This window comes from Myxococcus qinghaiensis (assembly GCF_024198215.1).
Lineage (GTDB): Bacteria > Myxococcota > Myxococcia > Myxococcales > Myxococcaceae > Myxococcus > Myxococcus qinghaiensis.
Genome location: NZ_JAKCFA010000015.1, coordinates 1 through 25892 on the forward strand (window position 1 = coordinate 1; position 25892 = coordinate 25892).

The following is a 25892-nucleotide window of genomic DNA, read 5'->3' on the forward strand; positions in this document are numbered from 1 at the left end:
ACAGCCGGTCGAACGCCCCCTCATCCGCAGAGGGCAAATACCCGAATGGACCTCTTCCCACGCGACCGCCTCCTTGAATGCGGTCGCGGCAGTATGATCCTTCTCGCCCTTAACTGATCGGCATTGGCCTTAGCCGTCGGCTTAATGGCTATGCGTGCCCGTCCACCAGAAAAATCAGAGGCGCTCGCGCGCGTCACTAAACCCTCTGGGTCGCCTCCTACTGAGAGTTTGGCATGGATGTGACTGGTGATGTACCCGTCCGGAGCGTCACTCTCCAGGCGGATGAGTGCATGCCGGTCAAGGCGGACTGGGACGGGCCTCTGGGTGTTCGCTATCCGGATAAAAGAGGGGTGTTCCTGTGTTGGCAGTGGAGTCAGTGGATCGCGGCTGCCCGGCTTGGTGGGTCGGCGCCCTGGCTCGGTACCGCCCTTGACCTTAGCAGAAGTATCCGCGCCCACTTTGAATCGGTCCATCAGCTTTGCGAAGCGCTGCCGCATCTTCTCGCGTTCGGCATCCGAGTGTTTCGACAGGAGGCGTTCCTTTCGCTCCTCGTCAAGGCGCGTTAGCGTTTCATCCATAGCAAGTGCGGCTAGGATGCGCTCGCGCATCTCGTCATAAAAGGCTGACTGTTTCAGTCGATCGCGCGTCGAGGACAGCAACTCGCGTCGAGCCTGCGACGTCAGGTGATCAAGCTCGACCTGGACGATAAGAAATTTGGCAAGATACGGCAACCCAAGCCGATCAGTGGTAAATCGCCGCTCTTCGGTGCCATGGGTCTGCCCGTTGAAAGTAAAGATAATAGGTCGCCATTGGTCTACATATGCCGCAATGGGCACCTCCGAGGGCTTGTCTGGATTGGGTTTGATTACCCAGTAGTTCACTCGGACTGATGTTTCTTTTTCTTGGTGCTCAATTGCAACAGTAACGCTGTTGGTCCATTCGACCTTGTCGTTCTTGTCGTCCATCAGGCGGGTGTAGTTTCCCGCGATGGTTCGCCCATCGCGCTGTTTTTCCTGCTTCTGAAGCAGGGAAAGGCGGCGATCCTCAGCCCACACAGGGAGAACTGGGTCGAAGAGCGTGCTTTGAAGCAGCCACCACATGCTGCCCGTCGGCGCGGTCATCAACGCACTGTACTGATCAATATTTAGGCTATGGTGAACAACAGACGTGCCGGGTGCAAAGTCGAAGCCCTCGTCCGGAGGAAGACCGACAACTCGGTTATTTGGACCGACAAGGTATTCGAACCGTCCATTCTTGTTTTTTTCGGGGCTGAGTTCGTTGTAGCGAACGAAGGTGACCGCGACCTCGTCCTTATCACCTTCGTCCAGGAGTTTTGGATCCCTGCGACTTACGATCGTGGTGCCTTGGGGAGAGAACGCGAGGGCAGTGGAGCCGCCTTGCCCATAAGCCCCGGCCAAGTAGGGCTTCGAGACCTTATTAGTTTCGTTCAGGCTCAGAATCGTCAGCGGAATGAGCCGAGGGGTAAGCCCAATTCCGTGGTCGCGGATTTCGACCGTCGGACGCTTCTTCTGGTCAGAGTCAAAAAGGATGATCTCTACATTGTGGGCTAGCGATTGCCTAGTCACCGTACCCTTGGGATGATCCTTGCGCGGCTCCTTGGGGAGATTGACCACCCGACCGCCCTTCACTCCAAACCAAGCCTCGACTGCTTCACGTGGCGAGGCAGGCATGGCCTTGGATTTCGCTTTGGGCTGCCGTCGGAGTGCCTCGCGCTCGATAATAGCGTCGACGGCATTTGTCACTCGCTCTACGAAGGCATGACCGGGGTCAGAACCCATCGCGATCAGGCCATAGTTACCCTCGCGGTCGCCCACTGGCCGCCATTGGAAACCATGGTCTCTCGCCAAGTCCGCTACGAAGTCGTGCGCCTCGGACAGGTTTCGTGTCTGGGCCAAACGGCTGACAAGACTTCTAGCGTTCTTGTTCATTGCTTTGAAAACCCATGAAAACCAGCTTTCCTGGTTCGAACCCTTAAAGAGGCCGGTTGTGCGATGCTAGCCCATCTCTCCGATGCCTGCACCGCTGGAATGATCCGCACATCGTGAGCGGGAGCTGCAGGCTGCCGCATGGGCTAGGACAAGGGCAGGTTGAGGGACTCGGGACCTACCACGTTGCGGTCGGGGAGTTTGCCCGGATTTCGTGGCTCTGCGCTCGTACTTCGTATGGGTCCCCCTGCGGTAGCAGGCAGACGCAGCACTCTGCCAGCCGTGCGAATACACCCTGGGAATGGAAACATTACACCCACTGCATGGGGGTCGGGTGAACCGGGTAGCGCTCAACGGATTGGACTCGACCCAGGAAGCACGTTCAAGTCCCGAATCTTGTATAGTGTGCCGGAGGGGGTTCGAGGGAGGAAGGCTCTTTGGCGGCATCAACCAGCGGCAGTGTCTGGGGTTGATTGCGCAGGGACCTATTGAGTTAGTGGTGGTCGTTTCAGACTCCGGTAGTTTTCAGGGCAACAGCCGAGATGAGGCGCAGCGCGATGGCACGGCCAGGGAATACTCCCACGGAGCGGATGCGGCGCGTCACCTCGCCAGGGAGGCACTCCAGCCGTTGGTGCTACGCAGGCGCCTCCAGAGAGCCTTAGGAAGGCTTTTGATGGTCACCAGGAATCAGCGCTCCCCGGTGAGCATCACAAATAGGGCGATGCCTAGGAAACCCGGGAGCATTACTCTCCAGCAACCGCGCCTTCTCGGTCAGTAGCTCATCGTTTATCATCAGCTCGCCTATCATGGTGTTGAACCGAAGCACCTCGTCGCCCGCAGACGCCGGCTTATAGCTCTTGAGGGTCGCCTCGACCCCAGCCAGGAACGTCTCTCATCACTCGCTCAGCACCGCTGCGGTGACGCCGATCTCCCGCGAGGATGCGTCGAGTTCTTCGTCCTTGAGCAATCGGAGCACAGCCTCCTTCTTCCGCATGGCTGTGAACCGACCGGACTCTGACATCCTGTCCTGACGCCACTGATTCTCCACATCTTCGTCACGAGGGAGGGCGTATCCTCAGAGAGACGTCTCATGAAACCTCGGGAGGAAAACTTGTCCAAAATACTGCGCCGAAGACAGAGGATGGTAGGGCTGGTGGTGAAGGCCTAAAACGATGCCTGTCACGCAAGGCTGAGAGGGCTACACGTGAACTATGCGTCGCACCTCGCCCAACCCTGCCTCATGTAGGTTGAAACGCTAGTCCCGGCCATTGCCCCGCCTGATGTGCTTCCACGATCTGCGGCGCATTACGCCCCTCTGACTACTCAGGTGGGCATCCTACTAGCAACCTGCAGTGTAACCTTTGCAACCACCACTCGACCCAGGCAGCACTTGGTGGTCTCGGGTCAACTTAAAGTGGGGATCCGCGAAGGTCTCGGATAATTCGTGTTCGGGTCGCGGCGCTAAGTCCCGCAAGCCACAGGCTCCGAGATCTCCCAGATTGCCCCCAGTCCGGTACCCCAAAAGGTGAAGGCCCTGGACTCCTCAGCTTTCGCCAAGGACTCCAGGGCCTTCGATGGTCGGGGCGACAGGATTTGAACCTGCGACCACTTGCACCCCAAGCAAGTGCGCTACCAGGCTGCGCTACGCCCCGAAAACCGCGGTTGCTGCCGCCGTCGTGAAACGGTGCGCCCTTATGCCCCTACACAACGCCCAGGTCAAGCAGGAGCAGCAGGCCGCGGTGGGAAAACTCACCCTTCTGAATCTTCCATTCCCTCTTCGTCGAAGTCCTCGCCCCGGGCCTCGGCCGCGTCCGCCGCGGCCTCCTCACGGGCGTCGATCTCCGCGTGATCTTCCGGCGGGGCCTCCCCGTTGAGGGCGCTCTTCAACACCTGGCTCGGCCGGAAGGTCAGCACCCGACGGGCCGAGATTTCAATCTCCTTGCCCGTCTGCGGGTTGCGACCCACTCGCGCCTTCTTCTGGCGCACCTGGAAGTTGCCGAACCCGGAGACCTTGATCTTGTCCCCACGCTCCAGCGTCTCCTTGAGCGTGTCGAACACGAGCTCCACGATTTCGGCCGACTCCTTCTTCGAGAAGCCGACCTTCTCGTAGACGCCCTCGATGATGTCCGCCTTCGTCATGCGAATCCTCGGGATGCCCCCACCCTCAGCACGGTGAACGCCCAAATACTGTGGCAGCCTTCCCGAAGCCAAGTCAACCCTCTGACTTCATTCAGGAATTCAGGCACGCAGCGAAGCACCCAGGCGCTGGTTCACCTCGCTGATGATGCGCTGGTGCGCCTCCGTGACCTCCACGTCGGTCAACGTCCGCTCCGCCGAGCGGTACCGCAGCGCGTACGCCAGGTTCTTCTTCCCCTCGGGAATCGGCTTGCCCGTGTACACGTCGAACACCAGCGCGTCCTCCACCAGCGGACGCCCCACCTCCAGGATCACCTTCCGCACCGAGTCGTTCGCCAGCTCCACCGGCACCACCACCGCGAGGTCTCGAAGCACCGCGGGGAACTTCGGCAGCGAGTGGTACTCGGGCACCAGCCGAGCCGCCGAGTACAGCGGCTCCGTGTCCAGTTCGAACACGAACACGCCCTCGGGCAGCCCCAGCGCCTTCACCACGCGCGGGTGCAGCTCACCCACATGGCCAAGCACCGTGCCGTCCGCCAACTTCACCTCCGCGCTGGCACGCGGGTGGTACGCCGACGGCCCACCGGGCGACCAGGTGACTCCCTCCACCCGCAGCGCCCCCAGCACCGCCTCCACCGCGCCCTTCGCATCGTAGAAGTCCGCCCGGGCATCCTTCTGCGTCCAGCTCCGGCCCCCACCCCGCAGGCCCCACACCAGGCCCGCCACGCGGTTCACCTCGCGCGCCGCCGGACGAGTCCCCTGCCCTCCCTCCGCGTCGCGGAAGTAGGCCCGGCCCGTCTCGTAGAGGCACACCGACTCCACCTGGTGCCGGACACTGCGCGACAGGTTCTCCAGCAACCCGGGAATCAGGCTGGTGCGCATCACCGACTGCTCGACACTCAGCGGGTTGAGCAGCGCCACCGGCTGCTCCTTCAGGCCCAGCACCTCCAGGCTCTTCGGCGCGACGAACGAGTAGTTCACCACCTCGTCCAGCCCCGCCCCCGACATCGCCTGCCGCAGCCGCCGCTCCGCTTCGGAATGCGCCGGCTCCGGCGCCAGTGACGCCAGTCCGCGCGGCAGCTTCGCCGGGATGTTGTCGTAGCCGAAGACGCGAGCGACCTCCTCCAGCAGGTCCTCCTCGCGCTCCACGTCCACCCGCGCCCTGGGCACCGAGTACGTCGCCTGCCCCGCGCTCTCCGCCAGCTTCTGGAAGCCCAGCGCCTCCAGGATGCGCCGCACCTCCGCCTCGGGCACCGCCACGCCCAGCACCTTCTCCACCCGCGCGAAGCGCAGCGTCACCTGACGCGGCGGCTTCTCGGCCGGATAGAGGTCGATGAGCCCCGGCGCCACCGTGCCGCCCGCCAGCTCGATGAGCAGCTGCGCCGCGCGCTCGATGGCGGGGACCACCGCGTCCAGGTCCGCCCCACGCTCGAAGCGGTGAGAGGCCTCCGTGTGCAGCGCATGACGCTTCGCCGCCCGACGCACGCCCGAGCCCAGGAAGTTCGCCGACTCCAGCAACAGGCGCGTCGTCTTCTCCGTCACCTCGCTGTCCCCGCCACCCATGACGCCCGCGAGCGCCTGCGGCCGGTCCCGGTCACAGATGACCAGCTCCTCCTGGTCCAGCGTCCGCTCCTTGCCGTCCAGGGTGGTGAGCTTCTCGCCCTTCTTCGCCGCGCGGACGACGATCTCCTGCCCGCCGAGCTTGTCCAGGTCGAACGCGTGCAGCGGCTGCCCGAACTCCAGGTTCACGTAGTTGGTGATGTCCACCACGTTGTTGATGGCCCGGACACCACACGCCTTCAGCCGGTCCTGCATCCACTGCGGTGACGGCTTGATGGTGACGTTCTCCACCACGCGAGCCGCATAACGCGGGCAGCGCACCGAGTCCTCCACGCGGACCTTGGCGCTCTGGGACGCCGGCGTCCCCGACTCCGTCAGCTTCGGCTGGGGCACCTTCAGCGCCGCCCCCGTCACCACGCTCACCTCGCGCGCCACGCCCAGGTGACTGAGCGCGTCCGGACGGTTCGGCGTGACGTTGACCTCCAGGACCACGTCATCCAGCCCCAGCGCCTCGGCGATGGGCGTGCCCGGCTTCAGGTCGGGCGACAGGATGAGCAGACCGCTGGACTCCTCGCTCAGCCCCAGCTCCTTCGAGGAGCAGAGCATGCCGGAGCTGTCCACGCCTCGCAGCGCGGCCTGTTTGATCTCCATCCCGTTGGGCAGCTTCGTGCCCACCGTGGCCAGCGGCACCTTGTCGCCGACCTTGTAGTTCTTCGCGCCGCACACCACCTGCACCAGCGCGTCGCCCCCGGCGTCAATCTTCGTGACGGAGAGCTTGTCCGCGTTGGGGTGCTGCACGGACTCCTTGATCTGCGCCACCACCACGCCTCGGAGCCCCTCGCCCGGACGCTCCAGGCCTTCGATCTCCAGGCCCGCGGCGGTCAACTTGCGCGCCAGCTCGTCCACCGACGGCGGCAGCGCCACGTAGTCGCCAAGCCACTTCACCGAAATCTTCACAGGTCCACCCTCTTGCTCTCGGGACGAAGACAGGAGCGCGGCCGCGCCACCCCGCCAGGCGGGAGGCTCGAGCAGCCGCGCTCGAAGGACTCAGACTGGACTCAGAACTGCTCCAGGAACCGAGCGTCGTTCTCGAACATCATCCGCAGGTCGTCGATGCGGTAGCGCAGCATCGCGATGCGCTCCACGCCCATGCCGAACGCGTAGCCCGTCACCTCGCCCGGGTCATACCCCGCGGAGGTGAACACGTTGGGGTGCACCATCCCGCTGCCCAGCACCTCCAGCCAGCCCGTCTGCTTGCACACGCGGCAGCCCTTGCCGCCACACGAGGTGCAGGAGATGTCCACCTCGGCCGACGGCTCGGTGAACGGGAAGAACGACGGGCGGAAGCGCGTGCGCGTGTCCGAGCCGAAGAACGCCTTCACGAACGCGTCCAGCGAGCCCTTCAGCTCGGCGAAGGTCACGTCCTTGTCCACCAGCAGGCCCTCCACCTGGTGGAACATCGGCGTGTGGGTGATGTCCGAGTCGCGGCGGTACACCCGCCCCGGCATCACCGCGCGGATGGGCGGCTTGCGCTGCAGCATGTACCGCACCTGCACCGGCGACGTGTGCGTGCGCAGCAGCACGGAGCTGTCCGCCTTCTTCGCGTGCCCCAGGGACGGCTCGTCCACGTAGAACGTGTCCTGCATGTCCCGCGCGGGGTGGTCCTTCGGGAGGTTCAGCGCCTCGAAGTTGAAGTAGTCCAGCTCGATTTCCGGGCCCGCGGCCACGTCGAAGCCGAGCCGGGAGAACGTCCGGACGATGTCCTCCATCGTCCTCGACACCGGGTGCCGGCTGCCGGGCGCCACCGCGCGTCCAGGCAACGTCACGTCCAGCCCGGGCCCCTGGAGCTGGGCCTCCATCGCGGCGTCCTCGGCGCGCTGCGTGGCCTCGGCGAGCAGCTTCTCCAGCTCCGCCTTGACGGTGTTGGCCACCTCACCCAGCGCCCGTCGCTCCTCGGGGGGCAGCTTGCCCATGCCACCGAGGACTCCGGACAGCTCGCCCTTCTTGCCCAGGTAACGGACCCGAAGCGCTTCCACCGCGGGCAACTCGGACGCCCCCGCGATCTCCCGCCGAGCGGCCTCCGCCAACGCCTGCAACCTGTCCCGCATGGCCTTGTCGCCTCCGTTGCACGGCCCCAGGGCACACCGCCCTTCGGGGCAAAAAAAAGGGCCGCCCTGGAGAGGCAGCCCGTTTACTCACGCAGGCGGGCGGCCCGTGAAGGCCACCTCACCCGCTCTGTCGCTGGCCCTCAGGGAGGGCCGGCGTGAATCAGGCCGCCTTCGCGATGTTGGCGATGGCCGCGAAACCCGAGGGGTCCGTGATGGCCATGTCCGACAGCACCTTGCGGTCCAGGCTGATCTTCGCCTTCGCCAGGCCGGCGATCAGCTTCGAGTACGACAGGCCGACCGTGCGAGCCGCCGCGTTGATGCGGACGATCCACAGGCTGCGGAAGTTCCGCTTGCGCTGCATGCGGTCGCGGCTGGCGTAGTCCAGGGCGCGCTCAACCGCCTGGTTCGCCCGACGGAAGCAGTTCTTCCGGCGGCCACGGAAACCCTTGGCCAGCTTCAGGATCTTGTTGCGACGGCGACGAGCCTTTACACCCTTCTTGACGCGCATGTTTCACTCACTCCGGACTGCGTAGGTTGTCAGCCCCCGCGCGGTGCCGGCTTCACGCCGCTCCGCCAAGGGCCACGAGGTTGCCGAGCCGAGGCTCAGGCCCCGTAGGGGAACATTTCCTTGATGACCTTCTTCGCATCCATGTCGCGAAGATGGCTGGTGCCGCGGTTGCCGCGCTTCTGCTTCGGCGTCTTGGCGTGAGTGAAGAGGTGCTTGCCGTAGGCCTTGCCGTGCTTGACCTTGCCGCTCTTCTTCACCTGGAAGCGCTTCTTCGCGCCACTGCGGGTCTTCAACTTCGGCATCGTCCTGATTCCTTCCTTACAGCGTGCCGTCAGCGTCACGGCCTCTGGAGTTTTCACTCAAGGCCACGGCGGGAGCCGGCAGCCTCTACCACTATTTCTTTTCAACGGGAATGGCTACCGCCGACCGCATGCCCAGCCGTCGACCCACCGTCCCCGCGCCCCCTGCCCTCCCGGGACGGGTGCGACGATTCCTACAAAAAGTGCCCCAAGATACTTGGGCATGACTGGGAGTCAAGACCTGTCCGCAAGGCCCGGACCACCCCAGGTTCAACCCGCTACGGCAGGGCCGCCTCCTTGGCCAACAGCGCCTCGAAGTCGGTCAGCTTCATGCTCTTGAGGTCCTCGCCCCCGTACCGGCGCGGCGCCACGCCCTCGGCGGCGACCTCGTTGTCCCCCACCACCAGCGTGAAGGGGATCTTCTGCAGCTGCGCCTCGCGGATCTTCGCGTTGAGGGACAGGCCGCGGTCGTCGAAGTCCACCCGGAAGCCCTTGGCCCGCAGCGTGTCGCGCACCTTGAGGGCGTAGTCCGCCTGACGGTCCGCCACCACCACGATGACCGCCTGGATGGGCGACAGCCACGCCGGGAAGGCCCCCGCGAAGTGCTCGATGAGGATGGCCGTGAAGCGCTCGAAGGAGCCGAAGATGGCGCGGTGGAGGACCACGGGCCGGTGCTGAGCGTTGTCCTCGCCCACGTACGTCAGGTCGAAGCGCTCCGGGGCCAGGTAGTCCAACTGCATGGTGCCCAACTGCCACCGGCGACCGATGCTGTCGGACACCGCGAAGTCGATCTTCGGACCGTAGAAGGCGCCGTCGCCCGGGGCCAGTTCGTACTCCAGCCCCAGCGACTCGAGCGCCGTCTTGAGGCCCGCCTCGGCGCGATCCCACAGGGAGTCATCCCCCAGCCGCTGCTCCGGACGCGTGGACAGCTTCACCGCGTACGTCAGGCCCACCGCCTTGTAGACGTGGTCCAGCAGCTTCACGAAGCGCTTCACCTCGTCGGTGATCTGCGCCTCCGTGCAGTAGATGTGCGCGTCGTCCTGGGCGAACTGGCGCACGCGGGTGAGGCCGCCAAGCGAGCCCGCCGCCTCGTTGCGGTGCAGCACGTCCTGGGTGTGCAGGCGCAGCGGGAGGTCGCGGTAGCTGTGCTTCTTGAAGCCGTAGAACAGGTGGTGCGACGGGCAGTTCATCGGCTTGAGCGAGAAGTCATGCTCCCCCGTCTCGTTGTCGAGCACGAGGAACATGTTCTCCTTGTACTTGCCCCAGTGGCCGCTCGTCTCCCAGAGGCCCTTGTTGAACATCAAGGGCGTCTTGATCTCCACGTAGCCGTCATTCGCCGTGAGCCGGCGCATCCAGTCGGAGAGCGTCTGGTAGAACGTCGTGCCCTTCGGGGTCCAGAAGGCGGCGCCGGGCGCGTACGGGTGGAAGTGGAAGAGGTCCAGCTCCTTGCCCAGCTTGCGGTGGTCGCGCTTCTTCGACTCCTCGATGCGCGTCAGGTACTCCTGCAGCTGCTTCTTGTCGAAGAAGGCCGTGCCGTAGACGCGCTGGAGCATCGGGTTGCGATGGTCTCCGCGCCAGTAGGCTCCGCTGGAGGAGAGGATCTTGATAACGCCGATCTTCCCGGTGCTCGGGGCGTGGGGCCCCAGGCAGAAGTCCACCCAGTCGCCGTGGGTGTAGAGGGTGAGCGTCTTGGCGCCGCGCTCGGCGATGTCCTTGACGATCTCCACCTTGAACTTCTCGCCCTTCTCCTCGAAGAGGCGGATGGCGTCGTCCATGGAGATCTCGGTCCGGACGAACGCCATGTCCCGCTTCAGCTCCGCGTTCGCCTCGGCCTCGATCTTCTCCAGGTCGTCGGGCGTGAACGGCTTCTCGCGGAAGAAGTCGTAGTAGAAGCCCTCCTCCGTCGCGGGACCGATGGTCACCTGCGTGCCGGGGAAGAGCTTCTGGACGGCGCTGGCCACCACGTGGGCCGCGTCGTGCCGGATGAGCTCCAGCGACTCCGGGCTCTTGGGCGTGAAGATCTGCAGCTTCGCGTCCTCGTCGAGCTTCCGGGCCAGGTCCATGTCCTGACCGTTCACCCGGGCGAACAGCGCGGCCTTCGCCAGGCCGGCACCGATGCTCTCCCGAACGAAGTCCGCGATGGTGGTCCCCCGCGCGGCCTGCTTCTGACTGCCGTCGGGGAGGGTGACCGTGATCATGTCGGACATGCGATACCTCGGAAAAACCGCGGGCGGCAGGGCTCTTGAAAGCCGTGCCGCCCGCTGGAGATCACATCAACTGTGTTGGGTCGTAGTGGGATCGAACCACTGACCCCTACCGTGTCAAGGTAGTGCTCTACCGCTGAGCTAACGACCCGGTGCTGAGGTGGCGCGGGGAATAACAGCGGGCTCCCGCAGCTGTCAAGCAAACACGCGAACGCGCATCCGATCTTCCCCATTTTCTCTGCGTCGCCCTACGGATCCGTTCCGATCAGCGCTCGGACCCTCGCCATCACCGCGTCGAACATGGCCGGCGTCAGTCGCCCCGTCTGCGTGTTCTGCTGGCTCACGTGGTAGCAGCCCAGGAGGATCCGCCCGTCCGGGAGCGCCAGCTCCGCCCCATGGCCGAAGGCGGGACGCGGAGACGCGAACTTCATTCCGGTCCGCTCCAGTGACGCGAGCGCCGCGTTCCACCCGATGGCCCCCAGCGCGAGCAGCACCCGGGCAGGCAACAAGGCCATCTCCCGGTCCAGGAACGGCGCGCAGCGAGCCAGCTCCTCGGGCAGCGGCTTGTTGTCCGGAGGGGCGCAGCGGGCGGCCGCCACGATGAACGCGTCCTTCAGCGCCAGCCCATCGTCCCGGTGCTGACTGGTCCCCTGGTTCGCGAACCCCGCCCGGTGCAGCCCCGCGAAGAGGAAGTCCCCGGACCTGTCTCCGGTGAACATCCGCCCTGTCCGGTTGGCCCCATGCGCCGCCGGCGCCAACCCGACGATGACCAGCCTGGCCCGCGCATCGCCGAAGCCCGGAACCGGCCGACCCCAATAGGTCCACTCGCGGTATGCGCGGCGCTTCACCCGGGCGACTTCCTCGCGCCACTCCACCAGCCGGGGACAGCTCCGGCATCCGGCGATCTCCTGGTGCAGCTTCTCCAGCTTCGTCACCGCGCGCTCCCGCTCACCGCGGCCTCCAGCCGCTCGACCCAGGCCCGGGCATAACCCAGCGACTCCGCGTCCGCGCCTACTTCGATCTCCAGCTCCGTGGCCGGCTCCTGGACGAACAGCGACACGAGGGCGGCCTCCTCCAGCAGCTCCCTCACGCGGATCCGCCGGACGACACCCGCGGGCACCCTCCCCTTCGGGTCGGCCCAGACCAGGCCCCTCGACGTCGGAGAGCTCCAGCTCCAAGGGCCGCCACCGGGCGCGGGCCCATCCAGCGCAAGAGGCCCCATCAGCTTCGCGCCCGGGAGCTGCACGAACTCGCCCCAGCCCGCCAGCGTCGCCTCCTCCGGCTTGGGGAACCACGCCACCCGCGAGGGCCTCACGGCCGACACGCGACGGGCGAGGTCTCCGTCGAGCGGCCCGCGAATCTCCACCGCCACGGGCCTGGGCCCCAGCCGATGGTGCCACCCAGACCTGTCGAGTGTCGTCGCGTCCACCCAGAGCCCCACGCGGGGAGCCCGTCCGAGTTGCAGCGCATGGGCCGCGACGAGCGGCGGACGGACCTGAAGCCAGACCTCGGGGAAGCCCTTGAGCGCCTCCAGCGTCGAGTCGCGCGGCATGTTCGAGCGGGTGCTCAGCCACAGCACCGTCCCGCTGCCAGCGAGGGAGCGCAGGGTGTCCGCGTCCACCGACTCGTCCACCAACAGGTTCAGGCGATACCGGGACAGCGTGAGGCTGGCGGGGCCTGGAGCCTGCGCCAGCACCGCCGCCAGCAACACCGCCACGCCGATCACGGCGAGCGAGCCTCTCCCGTGTACATCGAGGTCCGCTGGTAGCGCTGCACCACCACGCTCAGCACGACCTTGAGGATGGCCGCCACCGGCACCGCCAGGAGGATGCCCACGAAGCCGAACAGCTCACCGAAGGCGAGAATCGCGATGATGACCGCCACCGGCGCCAGGCCCACCTTCTCGCCGACGATGCGCGGGGTGATGACGAAGCCCTCCAGCATCTGGCCGAAGATGAACGTGCCCGCCACGACGCCAAGCTGCCACGGCCCCTGCCACGACAACATCAACCCCACGAGCGACAGCAGGATGCCCAAGCCCGTGCCCAGGTACGGCACCATGTTGCCGAACCCGGCAATCACCCCGATGACGATGGCCATGTCGATGCGCCCCACCGACAAGCCCGCCGCGTAGATGACCGACAGCAGGGCCCCCACCGTCAACTGACCACGCACGAAGGCGGAGAGCACCTCGTCCACCTCGGCGAAGCGGCGCCCCACCAGCCCCACCGCGCGACGCGGGAGCAGGTCCTTCAGCCGCCCCATCAGCCGCGGGTAGTCCTGCAGGAAGAAGAAGGCCAGCACCGGCACCACCGCGAGCCCCAGCAGCGTCACCACGAACCGCGCCGTGTTGCCCGCGAAGGCCGCCAGCAGCCGCGCCGCGGCGGGACCCGCGCTCTGCACCAGGTCCGACGCCTGCTGTCCCAGCTCCGTGGTGCGCTGCCGCACCAGGTCCGGCACCGAGCGCCCCAGCAACGCCTCCAGGCGCGGCACCACCTGCGTGCTCGCGCGACTGAAGAAGTCGGGCAGCTTCAGCGCCTCGTCACGGAACACCGGGACGAGATAGAGCACCGCGCCCACCATCAGCAGCGTCCCCGCCGCGAAGACGAGCGTCGTCCCCCACGTCCGGTCCAACCCCCGTCGCTCCAGGGTCGTCACGATGGGATTGAAGATGTACGCCCCGGCCAGCGCCAGCAGCACCGGCACCGCCACGCCACCGAACACCGCCAGCAGCGCGAACACCAACCCCAGCGAGCCCACCATCACCGCCGACCACCACAGGTCGATGCGCCGGGCCTCGACCTCCGTCAGCTCGCCCTCCGGCACCGGAGCCACCGTGGGCACCACGACGGCCTCCGCCTTCACGGCGTGCAGCACGGGCTGCGCCGGCGCGCGACTCACGGCCGAAGGGCTGCTCTTCTTGTTGTTGTTGCGGCGTCCGATGACCCACTCCTCTTTTCCGCGATACGTCCGCGGCCTACGGCTCCATCAAGCCGTCATTGCACATCCCGAAAGCGCTTCCCTGAGTCCATCCCCGACCCGCCCTCACCCGAGGGCCACGCCGGTCCACGGACCATCATCGCCCAGGCTTTCGGGGAAACCACGACGGCCGCGCCGATGCAAGGGAGCCTGGCTGGACGCGCGGCAGCCGAGAGGCCGGACCCTACGTCACGGCGTCGTGTTTCCCCCGGGCACGCTCTCCGAGGAGCGGAGCTGGATGGTCAGCCTCGCCCGAGCACCACTGGGCTCGTAGTACGTCGTGTAGGGCCAGTACCCCCGCTTCTTCACTTCGATTTGATGCAGGCCCGAGCCCAACGTGAGCCCTCGGGGACTGCCCGAGTAGTCGCTGCACAGGCCCTGGAGCACACCGTCCAGGTACACCTCGGCGTCCTCGGGGTCGCAGCGCAGGGCCACGTCACCGCTCGTGCTCTGGGCGCCCGCCATCATCTCGCGCGCCCGAGCCATCGAGTCCGGCTCCTTCCGCCCCGAACACCCCAGCCACAACAGCAGGAACACGCCCGCGCCAGGCCTCGACCTCCATCCCACCCGCGAACCGCTCACCGTGCCGACCTTCCTCGCTACTGCGTGACGATGACGACCCGGCCCTCGGACAGGAAGCGCGTGTTGACCTCGCCCAGCGTCTTCACGTCATCCGAGCCGAGCACCAGGTCAGAGCCCTTCAGTCCGGTGGCCTTCACCACCATGGGCTTCTCGCCCACCAGCGCGGCCTTCTTCGCCGCATCCAGGCTGCTGAACCACGCGGCGACGCCGGTGGACTCGCGAATCTCACTCGCCAGCGCGCCCGCGCCATAGAGCGCCTTGCCCGCTGCGTCCAGGAGCCGGGGCGCGAGCACGGGCTTGAGCCCCAGCCCTCGCGCGTCCACCACCAGCCCCGTGTACTTCTTGGCGCCCTCGCTGTTGAAGACGATGGTCGAACCCGGCGCGGGCACCACCAGCGCGGACGTAATCGCCGCCAGCGGAACCTCCACGTCCAACTCCACGCCACTGTCCGAGAAGAAACGCTTGGCGACGACCTTGTGGGCGCGGACCGCCGCCTCCACGCGCTCGCGCACCTCGACTCGCACCATCTCGTCGCCAACGCTGCGCCCCGCGCTCAACTGCAGCGTGCGCACCTGCTCGAGGAGGTTCTTGGACGCTTCCTGCCTGGCGGAGCGCTCGGCGCCCAGGCGTGCCTGGCCCGGATTCGCCGCCTTCAGGTCGGGAGCACCCGCCCCGGTCGCCCGAAGCACCTGCCCCTCCCAATTCACACCCACACTGCCCACCGGACGGACTACCTCGACGGTGGGGGCGGGCTTCGCCGCCTTGCCCTGGCCGAACGCCGACAGAGGCACGGCCAACAACAACCCCCATAGCGATTGCCTCACGGAGCTCCTCCCGTCTCACCCGATACCTTGGGTAGTCCCAGGGCAGAATGGCTGCCCATTCAAGGAGCCCGCCTCCAAGGAAGTCAAGACAACCTCCCAGGAGCAACGCGTCGCGTCAGTTCTCGCTGCCCGGGCGGCCGTGACGGTCGACGTAGGCGTCGATCATCTTCCGGTGCCGCTCGGTGAGGAGGGTGAACTTCACGCCGGAGCGCTCGCCCTTTTTGGCGGTGGACAGCTCCACCCACTCGCGGACGACTTCACCTTCCGCGTAGATGATCTCCTCGGAGCCCGGGAGCTGGAACTGGAGGCCCACGCGCTTCGCCTCGTGCTGGGGTTCAATCAACCGCGCCAGACTCACCCCTTCCGGGCTGATGTCAGCGGCCCGCGACATGTACGGCACGCCGCCCATGTACTTGTTCAGGTAGATGTCGAGGGGCGCCCGCTTCGCCTTGCGCTTGTCGCTCATCGCTCCGTCTCCTTCGCTGCGTGCAACAGGTTGCTCCGGGGTTGAAGCAACCTGGATGCAGGGTAGAGGCACGTGCTGAACTCGCAAGAAAACGACCCACCACTCCGTGCTGGGCGTGGGCTCGCGGGACCTATATTCCAGTCCTCATGATGAAAGGTGGAAGCATGCGAACGATGTGGATGGCGACCCTCGCGCTGGTGCTCGGCACCACCGGAGCTCACGCCCAGGCTGGCGGCGCGGCGAAGAAGTCCGAGCCCACCACCGCGAAGGCTCCCGCGGCCCAGACTCCTCCCGACGACCTCTCCGAGGACGGGAAGACCATCTACGCCCTCGGCCTCAGCGTGGGGAAGGACCTCTCCCTCTTCGCCCTCTCGCCGGAGGAGGTGAAGATCCTCCAGCGCGGCGTCGCCGACGGCATGGCCGGCACGTCCACCTTCGAGCCGAAGGAGTACGCGCCCAAGATTCAGGCGTTCGCGAAGTCGCGCCAGGCCCAGGCGGGCAACGCGGCGCTGGAGCGCGCGGCCAAGGAGCCCGGCGCGGTGAAGCTGCCCACGGGCGTCATCTACCGTGAGACGGAAGCGGGCAACGGCAAGAGCCCCCGCATCACCGACACCGTGAAGGTCCACTACGAAGGACGGCTGGTGGATGGCTCCGTGTTCGACACGTCCGCCAAGCGCGGCATCCCCGTCGAGTTCCCCCTCAACGGCGTCATCGCCTGTTGGACCCAGGGCGTCGCGCGGATGAAGGTGGGCGGCAAGGCGAAGCTCACCTGCCCCGGCGCCACCGCGTACGGCGAGCGCCCTCCTCCGGGCTCGCGAATCCCTCCCAACGCCGTCCTCATCTTCGACGTGGAGCTGGTGGAGATCCCCGGCGATACGTCCAAGCAGCCGTAGGCAGCGCGGCTCACTTCACCCGACGAATCCAGAAGCTCCCGGGCCAGTCCACGGGAGCGCCCTGGTACGAAGGGAAGGCCTGACGCAGTCGCTCCGGCTGCGTCAGGTGCATGAAGCTGCTGCCCCAGAGCACCTCGAAGCTGTCGTTGAAGGACAGGAACGCCTGGAGCAGGTACTGCTCGGTCCAGAAGCGGCGGTGCTCCAGCACCCAGGACCTCGGATACTCCGCGGGCAGGAAGATGTCGTGGATGTGCACCACCACGCCCTTCTTCAGCCGGGGCAGGAGCTCCAGGAACTCCACCTGGACATCACTGCCCACCTTCAACACGTGGCTGGAGTCGATGAAGAGGATGTCGTCCGCCTCCAGCCTGGAGACCTCCGACAACGGGATGTCCTGCGCCTTCATGGGCTCAAGGCGCGTCAGCCCGGGGAAGCCCTCACGCAGCACGTCGCTGGGATAGGGCTCGAACGCCACCAGCTCACACGAGGGCGAGCCTTCTGACTCGTTCTTCCGGCACGCCTGTGCGGACAGCCGCGTGGACCAGCCCGAGCCAATCTCGAAGAGCCGGCGCGGTTTCAACTCCCGCACCAGGCAATACAGCAGCTCCGCGTCCACCGTCCCGAAGGCGCTGTTGTCCAGGTGGAACTCGTGCGGCACGCCCGTGGGGCCGCGCGGGAAGGCCGTGTACTCGTCGCGATACTTCGCGGAGATGCGCTCCAGCAGTTCGAGCTGACTCGAAGCGCGCAGGTCCACGCCCACCAGCTCCGAGCGCGCGCCCCAGAGCGACTCCGGCAGCGAGCCCGTGTCGGGGATGGGCTGATAGAAGTGGTTCGGCGTGACGTGGTAGCCGCTGCGCTCGAAGACCTGGAACAGCCGAGGGTCGTCGAGCAGCCCGAGCCTCCGGCCTCCGTTCACCAGTCCTTGGGCCAGCAGCTCCTTGAGTCGACGCTTGATGGGCATGGCGGCGCGCAGACTACCACCGCCGGGGCCTACGGCTTTGCCTTCAGCGCGGCCTCCGTGGCGCGCAGCAACGGCTCCGCGCTCACCGGCGCGCCCGTCGCATGCGTCATCCACACGTCCGGCGTCACCGAGCCATACGTCGCCATCCGCTCGAACTCCGCGCCCAGCGGGCCCTTGCGCGACAGGTGCTCTTCAATCTGGAACGCGATGAGGTGCCCCAGCGGATAGTCCGGCAGGTACAGCGGATAGCTGATCATGTGGCTGTAGACGGCGAGCAGCGTGGTGCCCTCGCCTCCCAGCACCGGCGCGAAGTAGCGGGCCCACACGTCGCGGGAGATGGACACCACCGCCTCGCGCAGCTCCGCCGCGGTGGCCTCCGGATGCGCGTACAGCCAATGCCACACACCCATGTCCACCATCGCGATGCCCGAGCGCTCCCACGTCTGCCAGAAGTCTCCGAGCACCCGCTCCCGCTCGCTGGCCGCATCCGGCTTGCCCAAGCCCAGCAGCTCCAAGTCCCTCGCCTGGAACACGAAGGCCAGCGCCTCCGTGAAGGCGTTGTTGGGCACGCCCGTGAGCAACGTATGGTCCACGCCGTAGAGGCCAAAGGCCTGCTCCACGTTGTGCCCCAGCTCGTGCACCGCGATGTTGTAGCCCTTGTAGCTCATGCCCTCCTTCTCGACGCGCGTGCGCAGCCGAGGGAAGTCTCCCCGGCGCATCGCCTGCTGGGCATGTCCCGCGCCTCGCGAGGCATCCACGCGGATGTGCTCCGCGAGCCAGTCCGCCTTCTGCGCGCTGAACCCCATGCCACGAAGGATGCGAGGCAGGTCCTTCGCGAACGACTCCGCGCTCGGGTAGCGCTTGCGCGTCAGCGCATCCAGCTCCGACTCCGGCCGCTGCGCCCCCGGCTTGAACCCCGCGTACCAGACATCCTGCGGCTCCAGCTTCCGGCCCAGCCGTGACTCCATCTCCTTCGCCACGCGCGGCACCAGCGGAGACTCCAGCACCTGCGTCAGCAGCGCCTTCACCCGCGCCTCGGGCAGCTCGCGCCCCAGCTCGAAGGCCCGGGCGATGCGCGTGGGCGCCACCGGCACGTATGCATCCGCCTTGCGCACGGCCTGGAAGATCGCGAGCAGCCGCGCATAGCGCACGTCCTGCTCACGCGTCGCGTCCGCCTTCGCTTCCTTCGACGGCGCGTCCGCCTCCACCGTGTCCGCCGGAGCCACCGTCACGACGTTGGTGTACGGGTTCCAGTCCAGCCTCGGGTTGTCGATGACAGCCGCCGGAATCGTCTGGGTGATGATGCGCTCCATCACCTGGACAATCATGCGCTGCTTCTCGCGCCCTCGCGGGTCCGCGTAGTCCGCCTTCAGCTCGTCGCGCAGGTTCCAATGACTGATGAGCCGCAGCCCCTTCGGGAAGAGCCGCTCGCCGCGCTCGTCCACCAGGTGGTGCATCCACACGTTGTACTCGGCGATGTAGAGGTTCGCCGCCGCCACCGCTTGTGAGGACTCCTGCTCAATCTCCGCGGGCACCCGCATGGCGAAGCGTCCGGCCAGCCGCGCCTCCGCCCACTGCCTGCGCGTCCACGTGGGGCCCTTCTCCGTGCGCTCCGCCAGCGTCGTCAGCGGGAAGTTGAGCAGCACCACGAAGGCGACCTTCGCGCGGAACAGGTCCTCGGCGACGTGCGCGGCCGGGTCATACGCGGCCACCAGCGGCTCCACCGGCAACAGCGGCCCCAGGTCCAGATCCGTGTACCACTGCGTCTCGCGGCCCAGCTCCAGCATGTGCCCATCCAGCTGCTCGAACAGCCGCTCCAGCCGGGCGAACGTCGCGTCCAACACCCGCGCGTCCGACACGAACTGCTCGCGCACGAAGGCGGCCAGGTCCCCGTCCTCCGCCCTCCATTGCAAGGCCACCTGCGCCACGCCCCGCTCGATGCGCGCGCGCGACGCCTCGCCATGCTTCGCCACCAGCTCCGCCTTCACGGCGGACACGTCGTACGCGGGCTTCATGGCGCGGGCCTCCACCGGGGCTTGGGCCGACGAGGACGACGGCTGGGTCGTGGCACAGCCCAATGCCAACACCAGGGGCCAGGAACAGACGGCGGAAACGAGACGCGGCTTCGGAGAGGACATGAGGGCTCCAGAAAGCACGAAGGGCCCGACCTTGGCAGGCCGGACCCTCATGATGCATCCAGGAAGTCGTTACAAACGACGCCAGGAATCAGCCAGCGCGGACGTTCTGCGCCTGCAGACCCTTCGGGCCACGGGCGACTTCGAACTCCACCTTCTGCCCCTCCTGAAGGGTGCGGAAGCCATCCATGTTGATGGCGGTGTGGTGGCAGAACACGTCCTCACCACCGCCGTCCTGGGTGATGAAGCCAAAGCCCTTCGCATCGTTGAACCACTTCACGGTACCAGTAGCCATTCGATCTCTTCTTCTTTCGTCACGGACGCGAAAATCCGCCGTCCGGTCCTACCGAGCGAACCCTAAAGGACCCGGGGAATCTAGACGTCCTTTCCCCGGGAAGTCCACTTCAGCGCGCTACCAGCCGCACTTCTGACCCTTGTTCTGGGCCTTCAACCACTGACGCAGCGGGCTGAAGTAATCCAGCAGTGGAGTCGCATCCATCTTGCGCGTTCCCGTCACCACCTGGAGCGCGTCCGGCCAGGGCTTGCTCGCGCCCAATTCCAGCATCGCCTGGAGCCGCTTTCCGGCCTCCTTGTTGCCATAGATGGAGCACTCGTGGAGGGGGCCCTTGTGACCCGCCGCCTCACACAGCGCCTTGTGGAACTGGAACTGGAGGATGCGGGCCAGGAAGTAGCGCGTGTACGGGACGTTCGCCGGCACGTGGTACTTGGCGCCCGGGTCGAAGTCCTGCTCGGAGCGCGCCACCGGCGCCGCCACGCCCTGGTACTTCTGCCGCAGCGTCCACCAGGACTTGTTGTAGTCCGCCGGCTTCACGCGGCCGGAGAAGACCTCCCAGCGCCACTGGTCCACCAGCAGGCCGAAGGGCAGGAACGCCACCTTCTCCAGCGCGTCCTTCATCTGGAGGTTGATGAGGTTCTTGTCGTTCTTCGCCACTTCCTTCAGCAGGCCAATCTGCTGGAGATAGGCGGGGGTGATCGACAGCGTCAGCGCGTCGCCAATCGCCTCGTGGAAGCCGTCGTTCGCGCCGGCCTGATACAGCACGGGCAGGTTGTAATAGTAGGTGTAGTAGTAGTTGTGACCCAGCTCATGGTGGATGGTGACGAGGTCCTCCTCCGTGGGCTTGATGCACATCTTGATGCGCAGGTCGTTCTCGTACGTCACGTCCCAGGCGCTGGCGTGGCAGACGACCTCGCGGTCCTTGGGCTTGGTGAACTGGGAGCGCTCGAAGAACGTCTCCGGCAGCGGCTTGAGTCCCAGCGAGGTGAAGAACTTCTCACCCAGGCGCACCATCTTCAGCGGCTCGTAGCCCTGCGTCTTCAGCGCGGAGTCCACGTCCAGGCTGGCCTGACCGGGGAACGGCTCCACCAGCGGATAGATGTTGTTCCACTCCTGCGCCCACATGTTGCCCAACAGGTGCGCCGGAATCGGCTTGCCCGAGGGCACCTTGTCCGCGCCGTACTGCTTGGCCAGCCGGCCGCGCACGTAGCAGTGCAGGTCGTCATACAGCGGCTTCACCTGGCCCCACAGGCGCTGGGCCTCCTTCTCGAACTCGGCGGGCTGCATGTCGTAGCCGGAGCGCCACAGCGTGCCCAGGTCGTTGAAGCCGATGTCCTTCGCGCCGTCGTTGGAGATGCTCACCAGCTGCTGGTAGAGCGGACGCATGGGCTTGGAGATGGAGTGCCAGCCCTGCCACGCATCCAGCAGCGCGTTGTAGTCGCGGCTCTCCGCCATGACGTCGGACAGCACCTCCAGGTCGCGGCACTCGCCCTTGCCGTCGGGGCCGCAGTACTTGCCCTTGCCGTAGATGCCCTCCAGCTTCGCGGCCGTCGTCGCCAGCTCCGCGCGCTTCTTGGCGTCCGAGGGCGCCGGCAGCGCCTGCGACACGCGCAACAGGTGCAGCATTCGCGCGGTGTCCGCGTCGAGCTTCAAGCCGTCGAAGCGGCGCGAGTCCTTGATGGCGCCGTTGACGTAGCCGAGCACCTCTTCGTTGACGTAGGCGGCGTTCCGCTCGGTGTCGTCGGTGATGTACGTGGACTTGATCCACTCGGCGGTGGCCTGCTTCGTCCACAGCCGCTTGAGGTCCGCGTTCACCTTCTCGGCGAACTGCTTCGCCTCCTCGGGCGTGGCCTTGGCGGCGGGCGCCTGGGCGAAACCGGGGACGGCGGTCAACACCATGGCCGCGAGGGCCGAACGCAACAACGACTGCGGAAGTCGGGTCCGTTTCATGGGGCGGACCGTAGAGGAACCGCCGGCCGATGACATCTAGGAAAGTAGGCCTGCGGCACTCGCGCTCCCGTCCCACCACGTCGGCGTCCTGAGACGTCTTCCAGGTGACGCAACGCGAAAACAGCCACCGCCCTCATGGCGATGCAACGACAGACGCTGACGCGAGCGTCGCGCCGGGAGAACCGCCCGCCCCCGTCGGGCCCGCTCGTGGAGCAGGCGAGGCCCCTGCCCTCTCCCTCCCGAGCGCAGGGGCCGCGTTACAGCATTGAAGGCATGCTGCTCGGACACACGAAGGACCTCCGCTGGCCCGCCTCCGAGGAAGCCTTGCGCGCGGCCCGCCACTTCCTGGAGCAGCAGCGCGCGAGGCGGGTGCTGGTCGCGCCGCACGCTGAGGTGGATGGGCTCGCCTCGGGTGTCCTCATGGCCCACGCCTTGAAGACCCTGGGGGCCACGGGCTCCCTCCGCGTGCCCGCGAAGGGAGAGCTTGCTCAGTCGCCGGGGTTCCTGGAACGCGTCCGCGCCGCTTCGCCCGAAGCCCTGGTCCTGCTCGACACGGGCAGCCGAGCAGCGCCCCTCCTGCCCTCGGTTCCCACGCTCGTCGTAGCGCCTCACCAGGCCGACCTGCCTCCTGCCGAGACCTGTCTCCTCACCGCACCCGGCCAGGACCCCAGCGTCAGCACCAGCCTGCTCACCTACGTGCTCGTGTCACCCCTCGTCGTACCTGGACCGCTGGAGTGGCTCGCGGTGCTCGGCACGGTGGGCGCGTTGGGCCCCGATGCGTCCGTGCCGTTCCTCAAGGACGCGCTGCGACGCGCGAACCGCAAGGCCGTGGTGGAGGCGGTGTCCCTGATGAACGCCGCGCGACGCTCCGCGCGCTTCGCCGCCCCTAGAGCGTTGGAGGTCCTCCTGCGCGCGAGGAACGCGAAGGATGTCGCCGAGGGACGCGTGCCCGGCGTGGACGAGCTGCGCGACTGCCGCCTGGAAGTGCGTCGGGAGGTCGAGCGCTGCGCGAAGACACCTCCGCGCATCGCGACGAGCGTGGCGCTCCTGCTGTTCAGCTCCGAGGCCCTGGTGCATCCCCTGGTGGCCGTGAGGTGGGCACAGCGCCTTCCCGAGCACCTGGTCATCGCGGCCAACACGGGCTACCTGCCCGGGCGCGTGGACTTCGCGCTGCGCAGCCAGGCGACCCACGAGCCGCTGGATTTCCTTCGCGAACTGGCGCCATCCGCGCTGGGAGAGGTGCTCGAAGCGGGCCACGCCCACGCCACGGGTGGGAGCTTGTCCCAGCCTGACTTCGTTCGCTTCGCGGAGGCCATTGGCCTGCCAGGGCTGCGCGCACAAGACGTGGAGCGCCGAGGCGCGTTCCCTGGCTGATGGGATATGACGAGGGCCGTGCCACTCAAACACGCCCTCGTGCTTCCTTCGCTCCTCGCGCTCGTGTCGCTGTCCGCGTGCGACTCCTCGGATGACCCGGAGCCTCGCGGCTGCGAGCAGTACAGCTTCCCGCTCTCCGCGCAGACGTCGTCCGGCCACCTGGCCGTCTGTGACAGCCCGGTCTGCGGCAACGGCGAGAATCCTCCGAACTCCGGCCCGCACTGCGGCAACGTCGCGCGCTGTGGAATCTACAGCGAGCCCGTGTCTCGCTGTCTCTACGTCCACAACCTGGAGCACGGGCACGCGGTGTTCCTCTACAACTGCCCCGACGGATGTCCCGACGAGGTGGCGAAGCTCGAAGCCGCCGCGGCCAGCGTGCCCACCGGCGCCAACGGCGTCCGTCGAGCCCTGGTGGCGCAGGACCCGCAGATGCCCCAGCGCGTGGCCGCGTTGCTGTGGCGACGCACGTACCTGGCGGACACCGTGGACCCGGAGGCCCTTCGCTGCCTCCTGGCTCACCAGGACTCGGACGCTCCCGAGCCTGGCCTTGCCTGCCCGGGCCCGTGAAACCCGGCGCATGACTCCTCGCTCGGGGCCCTGGCGCGGCTCCAGCAAGTTTCACTCAGGGCAGGTGACTCGAATGCGAGGGCTCGTCCTCCTGCAGGGAGGGCGGGCGTCCCGACGTTGGGTGCGGGCAATCGGTATGTCGGCTGCCAGCCATTTGTAGTCAGGGGCATGAAACCAACGCTCCGACGAAACCTCGCCCTGCTGGCCGTGGCGTGGATGACAGTCACCGTGTCACCCGCGCTCGCCCAATCACAACCGCCCGGCGTGAAGGGCCCTGTTCCCACGGGCATGCCCAATCGCCTCGCCGTGGGACTCTTCGAGGAGGCAGGCCAGAACTGGATGCGAGACAGCGGCGTCCCCTGGGACGTGCGCTACCGCTATTTCACCAAGGGCTGGGTGGACAACTGGGGCTGGGGACAGCCCGATGGCAGCTGGGGAAAGACCTTCCTCGATGAGTCCAGGACCCAGGGCTTCATCCCCGCGCCCGTGTTCTACCAGCTGTTCGCCGAGCCCGGAGGCGGTGAGAGCGAGTCACTCGCCAAGGTGCAGAACGCCACGACGATGAAGAGCTACTTCGGCGACCTGAAGGTCCTGCTCCAGCGCGCGAAGGAGTTCGGCCGGCCGGTGCTGCTCCTCGTGGAGCCGGACGCGGTGGGGCTCCTCCAGTTCTATACGAACTCCAACCCCAACGCGTATGCCGCCGTCGCGGCCACGGGCATGCCCGAGCTGGCGAGCCTCCCCAACACCGTCGCGGGCTGGGGCCTCGCCTTCCTCCAGCTCCGCAAGTCCGTGGGGGCCAACAACGTCATCCTCGGCATCCACATCTCCGCCTGGGCCAGCGGCAAGGACATCTCATGCTGCTCCGTCACCGACCCGCTCCAGCCAGAGGTGGACAAGGTCGTCAACTTCCTCAAGCCCCTGGGCCTCGGCGCCAACTCGACGGGCGCCACGTATGACGTGCTCGTCGGAGACCCGCTGGACAGGGACGCGGACTTCTACAAGCTGACGCGCGCCCAGGACGTCTGGTGGGACGCCAGCGACAACGCCTCCATCTCCTCGCGCTCCTTCAACCGCTACGCGCAATGGCTGACGTTGATGAACCAGACCTCCGGCAAGCGCTGGGTGCTCTGGCAGATTCCGCTCGGCAACTCCCAGCACCGCAACATCAACAACGACGGCAGCGCTCGCGCGGGCTACCGCGACAACCGCACCGAGTATTTCTTCGGCGCGAGCGGCGATGCCCACCGCCGCAAGTTCGCCAACACGGGCGTCATCGCGCTCCTCTTCGGCGCGGGCGCGGGCGGACAGAGTTCGTATCCGAATGACCTGGGCTCGGATGGACAGCCGTATCTCAAGACGCGCGCCTCGCCGTTCCTCCTCGCGGGCGGATTGACCCTGCCCGCCACGGGCACGACGCTTCCTGGCGGTGGAGGCGGCGGCACCGACGCGGGCACCGATGGCGGCACCGGTGGTGGCACCGACGCGGGTCCGGATGGAGGCCCCCGGGATGCTGGCGTGGATGGCGGCACTCGCGACGCAGGTGCCGACGCCGGCACTCGCGACGCCGGCTCGGGCGGCACCGACGCGGGGACTCCCGACGGCGGCGGTGGCACGACGCGCGGCTACGGCTTCGAGTCCGGCACCGAGGGCTGGTCGTCCTCGGGCGCCCCCGTCAAGGCCGCGACCTCCTCCACCGCGCGGGCCCATGAGGGGACGCGCTCCCTCGCGGTGCCCTTCAGCGGAACCGCGGGCACGGGCGTCGTCTCCGTCCGCACCGCCCCGGTTCCTCGTGCTGGCACCGTGACGTTCCGCGTCTGGATTCCCAGCGGTAGCGGCATCACCGCCCTCCAGCCCTTCGCGCTGGAAGGTGAGACAGGCGACTGGCGATACACCGGGAAGTGGACGGCGATGAGCAGCCTCAAGCCGGGGACTTGGAACACCGTAACGGTGACCCTGCCCTCCAACAGCACCACGCCGCTCTACCAGCTCGGCGTCGAGTTCACGACGAACAGCGGCTGGACGGGCACCGTCCACCTGGACGGCATCACCTGGTAGTCCTCGCGGGGCCGAGGAGCCGGGCCCGGTGGTGAGCTCCCCCACCGCGC

21 protein-coding genes and 2 tRNA genes are annotated in these 25892 nt (G+C 67.0%); 4 read left to right on the forward strand and 19 right to left on the reverse strand.

Annotated features, from left to right (window positions below):
- Window positions 1-20: 20 nt before the first annotated feature.
- From LZ199_RS26510 to LZ199_RS26580, 15 genes are all read right to left on the reverse strand, one after another.
- Window positions 21-1949: a hypothetical protein gene (locus tag LZ199_RS26510; RefSeq protein ID WP_253996562.1), complete on the reverse strand. Its 1929-nt coding sequence runs from the start codon at window positions 1947-1949 to the stop codon at window positions 21-23.
- 1572 nt (window positions 1950-3521) lie between these two features.
- Window positions 3522-3598 (reverse strand) — tRNA-Pro (locus tag LZ199_RS26515).
- A gap of 97 nt (window positions 3599-3695) precedes the next feature.
- Window positions 3696-4085, reverse strand: a complete 390-nt coding sequence (locus tag LZ199_RS26520; RefSeq protein ID WP_141640623.1) for an integration host factor subunit alpha — start codon at window positions 4083-4085, stop codon at window positions 3696-3698.
- A 99-nt stretch (window positions 4086-4184) separates the two neighbouring features.
- A complete protein-coding gene (gene pheT, locus LZ199_RS26525; protein ID WP_253996563.1) occupies window positions 4185-6599 on the reverse strand; it encodes a phenylalanine--tRNA ligase subunit beta in 2415 nt (804 codons plus the stop codon).
- Window positions 6600-6700: 101 nt separating this feature from the next.
- Window positions 6701-7750, reverse strand: a complete 1050-nt coding sequence (gene pheS / locus LZ199_RS26530) for a phenylalanine--tRNA ligase subunit alpha (RefSeq protein WP_163867063.1) — start codon at window positions 7748-7750, stop codon at window positions 6701-6703.
- Window positions 7751-7910: 160 nt separating this feature from the next.
- Window positions 7911-8258 (reverse strand): 50S ribosomal protein L20, encoded by a 348-nt coding sequence (rplT, locus tag LZ199_RS26535; protein ID WP_253996564.1) that lies wholly within the window; start codon window positions 8256-8258, stop codon window positions 7911-7913.
- Window positions 8259-8353: 95 nt separating this feature from the next.
- Entirely contained in the window at window positions 8354-8560 is a 207-nt protein-coding gene (gene rpmI / locus LZ199_RS26540) for a 50S ribosomal protein L35 (RefSeq protein ID WP_141640619.1), read from the reverse strand.
- A 275-nt stretch (window positions 8561-8835) separates the two neighbouring features.
- Window positions 8836-10764 (reverse strand): threonine--tRNA ligase, encoded by a 1929-nt coding sequence (gene thrS / locus LZ199_RS26545; RefSeq protein WP_253996565.1) that lies wholly within the window; start codon window positions 10762-10764, stop codon window positions 8836-8838.
- Window positions 10765-10840: 76 nt separating this feature from the next.
- Window positions 10841-10912 (reverse strand) — tRNA-Val (locus LZ199_RS26550).
- Between the two features lie 97 nt (window positions 10913-11009).
- A complete protein-coding gene (locus tag LZ199_RS26555) occupies window positions 11010-11696 on the reverse strand; it encodes a uracil-DNA glycosylase (protein WP_253996566.1) in 687 nt (228 codons plus the stop codon).
- Complete coding sequence (locus LZ199_RS26560; RefSeq protein ID WP_253996567.1) at window positions 11693-12487, reverse strand: hypothetical protein; 795 nt, start codon at window positions 12485-12487, stop codon at window positions 11693-11695. Before LZ199_RS26560 ends, LZ199_RS26555 begins: the two co-directional genes overlap by 4 nt.
- Window positions 12484-13662: an AI-2E family transporter gene (locus tag LZ199_RS26565; RefSeq protein ID WP_407667249.1), complete on the reverse strand. Its 1179-nt coding sequence runs from the start codon at window positions 13660-13662 to the stop codon at window positions 12484-12486. The genes LZ199_RS26560 and LZ199_RS26565 overlap by 4 nt, the downstream gene beginning before the upstream one ends.
- A 267-nt stretch (window positions 13663-13929) precedes the next feature.
- Window positions 13930-14226, reverse strand: a complete 297-nt coding sequence (locus tag LZ199_RS26570; RefSeq protein ID WP_253996568.1) for a PEGA domain-containing protein — start codon at window positions 14224-14226, stop codon at window positions 13930-13932.
- 113 nt (window positions 14227-14339) lie between these two features.
- Window positions 14340-15146, reverse strand: a complete 807-nt coding sequence (locus LZ199_RS26575) for a hypothetical protein (protein ID WP_253996569.1) — start codon at window positions 15144-15146, stop codon at window positions 14340-14342.
- 115 nt (window positions 15147-15261) lie between these two features.
- Complete coding sequence (locus LZ199_RS26580) at window positions 15262-15612, reverse strand: PilZ domain-containing protein (RefSeq protein WP_163867057.1); 351 nt, start codon at window positions 15610-15612, stop codon at window positions 15262-15264.
- Between the two features lie 164 nt (window positions 15613-15776).
- Here LZ199_RS26580 and LZ199_RS26585 point away from each other — a divergent pair, with 164 nt between their 5' ends.
- The gene (locus LZ199_RS26585) at window positions 15777-16505 is read left to right on the forward strand and encodes an FKBP-type peptidyl-prolyl cis-trans isomerase (RefSeq protein WP_253996570.1); all 729 of its coding nucleotides are present in this window, start codon (window positions 15777-15779) and stop codon (window positions 16503-16505) included.
- A gap of 10 nt (window positions 16506-16515) precedes the next feature.
- Here the strand turns inward: LZ199_RS26585 and LZ199_RS26590 are convergent, their stop codons facing one another.
- From LZ199_RS26590 to LZ199_RS26605, 4 genes are all read right to left on the reverse strand, one after another.
- Window positions 16516-17466 carry a class I SAM-dependent methyltransferase gene (locus LZ199_RS26590; RefSeq protein WP_253996571.1) on the reverse strand — a complete coding sequence of 317 codons (951 nt, stop codon included), beginning with the start codon at window positions 17464-17466 and terminating at the stop codon, window positions 16516-16518.
- Window positions 17467-17495: 29 nt separating this feature from the next.
- Entirely contained in the window at window positions 17496-19655 is a 2160-nt protein-coding gene (locus tag LZ199_RS26595) for a hypothetical protein (RefSeq protein WP_253996572.1), read from the reverse strand.
- Between the two features lie 37 nt (window positions 19656-19692).
- On the reverse strand, window positions 19693-19896 hold the full coding sequence (locus LZ199_RS26600) for a cold-shock protein (RefSeq protein ID WP_141640610.1): 204 nt from the start codon (window positions 19894-19896) through the stop codon (window positions 19693-19695).
- 117 nt (window positions 19897-20013) lie between these two features.
- Window positions 20014-21846, reverse strand: coding sequence for a M2 family metallopeptidase (locus LZ199_RS26605; protein WP_253996573.1), 1833 nt, complete (start codon window positions 21844-21846; stop codon window positions 20014-20016).
- Between the two features lie 135 nt (window positions 21847-21981).
- On the opposite strand from LZ199_RS26605, the gene LZ199_RS26610 reads away from it, so the two are divergent.
- The 3 genes from LZ199_RS26610 to LZ199_RS26620 all read left to right on the forward strand — a co-directional run bounded on the left by LZ199_RS26610 (window position 21982) and on the right by LZ199_RS26620 (window position 25842).
- A complete protein-coding gene (locus LZ199_RS26610) occupies window positions 21982-23220 on the forward strand; it encodes a hypothetical protein (protein WP_253996574.1) in 1239 nt (412 codons plus the stop codon).
- 6 nt (window positions 23221-23226) lie between these two features.
- Window positions 23227-23787, forward strand: coding sequence for a DUF3105 domain-containing protein (locus LZ199_RS26615; RefSeq protein ID WP_407667250.1), 561 nt, complete (start codon window positions 23227-23229; stop codon window positions 23785-23787).
- Between the two features lie 168 nt (window positions 23788-23955).
- A complete protein-coding gene (locus tag LZ199_RS26620; protein WP_253996576.1) occupies window positions 23956-25842 on the forward strand; it encodes a carbohydrate binding domain-containing protein in 1887 nt (628 codons plus the stop codon).
- The last annotated feature ends 50 nt before the right edge of the window (window positions 25843-25892 follow it).

Bases quoted from the DNA above. Each gene is read 5' to 3' on its own strand.
- LZ199_RS26510 (WP_253996562.1), bottom strand. From the start codon at position 1,949: ATGAACAAGAACGCTAGAAGTCTTGTCAGCCGTTTGGCCCAGACACGA.
- LZ199_RS26520 (WP_141640623.1), bottom strand. From the start codon at position 4,085: ATGACGAAGGCGGACATCATCGAGGGCGTCTACGAGAAGGTCGGCTTC.
- pheS (WP_163867063.1), bottom strand. From the start codon at position 7,750: ATGCGGGACAGGTTGCAGGCGTTGGCGGAGGCCGCTCGGCGGGAGATC.
- rplT (WP_253996564.1), bottom strand. From the start codon at position 8,258: ATGCGCGTCAAGAAGGGTGTAAAGGCTCGTCGCCGTCGCAACAAGATC.
- rpmI (WP_141640619.1), bottom strand. From the start codon at position 8,560: ATGCCGAAGTTGAAGACCCGCAGTGGCGCGAAGAAGCGCTTCCAGGTG.
- thrS (WP_253996565.1), bottom strand. From the start codon at position 10,764: ATGTCCGACATGATCACGGTCACCCTCCCCGACGGCAGTCAGAAGCAG.
- LZ199_RS26570 (WP_253996568.1), bottom strand. From the start codon at position 14,226: ATGGCTCGGGCGCGCGAGATGATGGCGGGCGCCCAGAGCACGAGCGGT.
- LZ199_RS26580 (WP_163867057.1), bottom strand. From the start codon at position 15,612: ATGAGCGACAAGCGCAAGGCGAAGCGGGCGCCCCTCGACATCTACCTG.
- LZ199_RS26585 (WP_253996570.1), top strand. From the start codon at position 15,777: ATGCGAACGATGTGGATGGCGACCCTCGCGCTGGTGCTCGGCACCACC.
- LZ199_RS26590 (WP_253996571.1), bottom strand. From the start codon at position 17,466: ATGCCCATCAAGCGTCGACTCAAGGAGCTGCTGGCCCAAGGACTGGTG.
- LZ199_RS26595 (WP_253996572.1), bottom strand. From the start codon at position 19,655: ATGAGGGTCCGGCCTGCCAAGGTCGGGCCCTTCGTGCTTTCTGGAGCC.
- LZ199_RS26600 (WP_141640610.1), bottom strand. From the start codon at position 19,896: ATGGCTACTGGTACCGTGAAGTGGTTCAACGATGCGAAGGGCTTTGGC.
- LZ199_RS26605 (WP_253996573.1), bottom strand. From the start codon at position 21,846: ATGAAACGGACCCGACTTCCGCAGTCGTTGTTGCGTTCGGCCCTCGCG.
- LZ199_RS26610 (WP_253996574.1), top strand. From the start codon at position 21,982: ATGGCGATGCAACGACAGACGCTGACGCGAGCGTCGCGCCGGGAGAAC.
- LZ199_RS26615 (WP_407667250.1), top strand. From the start codon at position 23,227: ATGACGAGGGCCGTGCCACTCAAACACGCCCTCGTGCTTCCTTCGCTC.
- LZ199_RS26620 (WP_253996576.1), top strand. From the start codon at position 23,956: ATGAAACCAACGCTCCGACGAAACCTCGCCCTGCTGGCCGTGGCGTGG.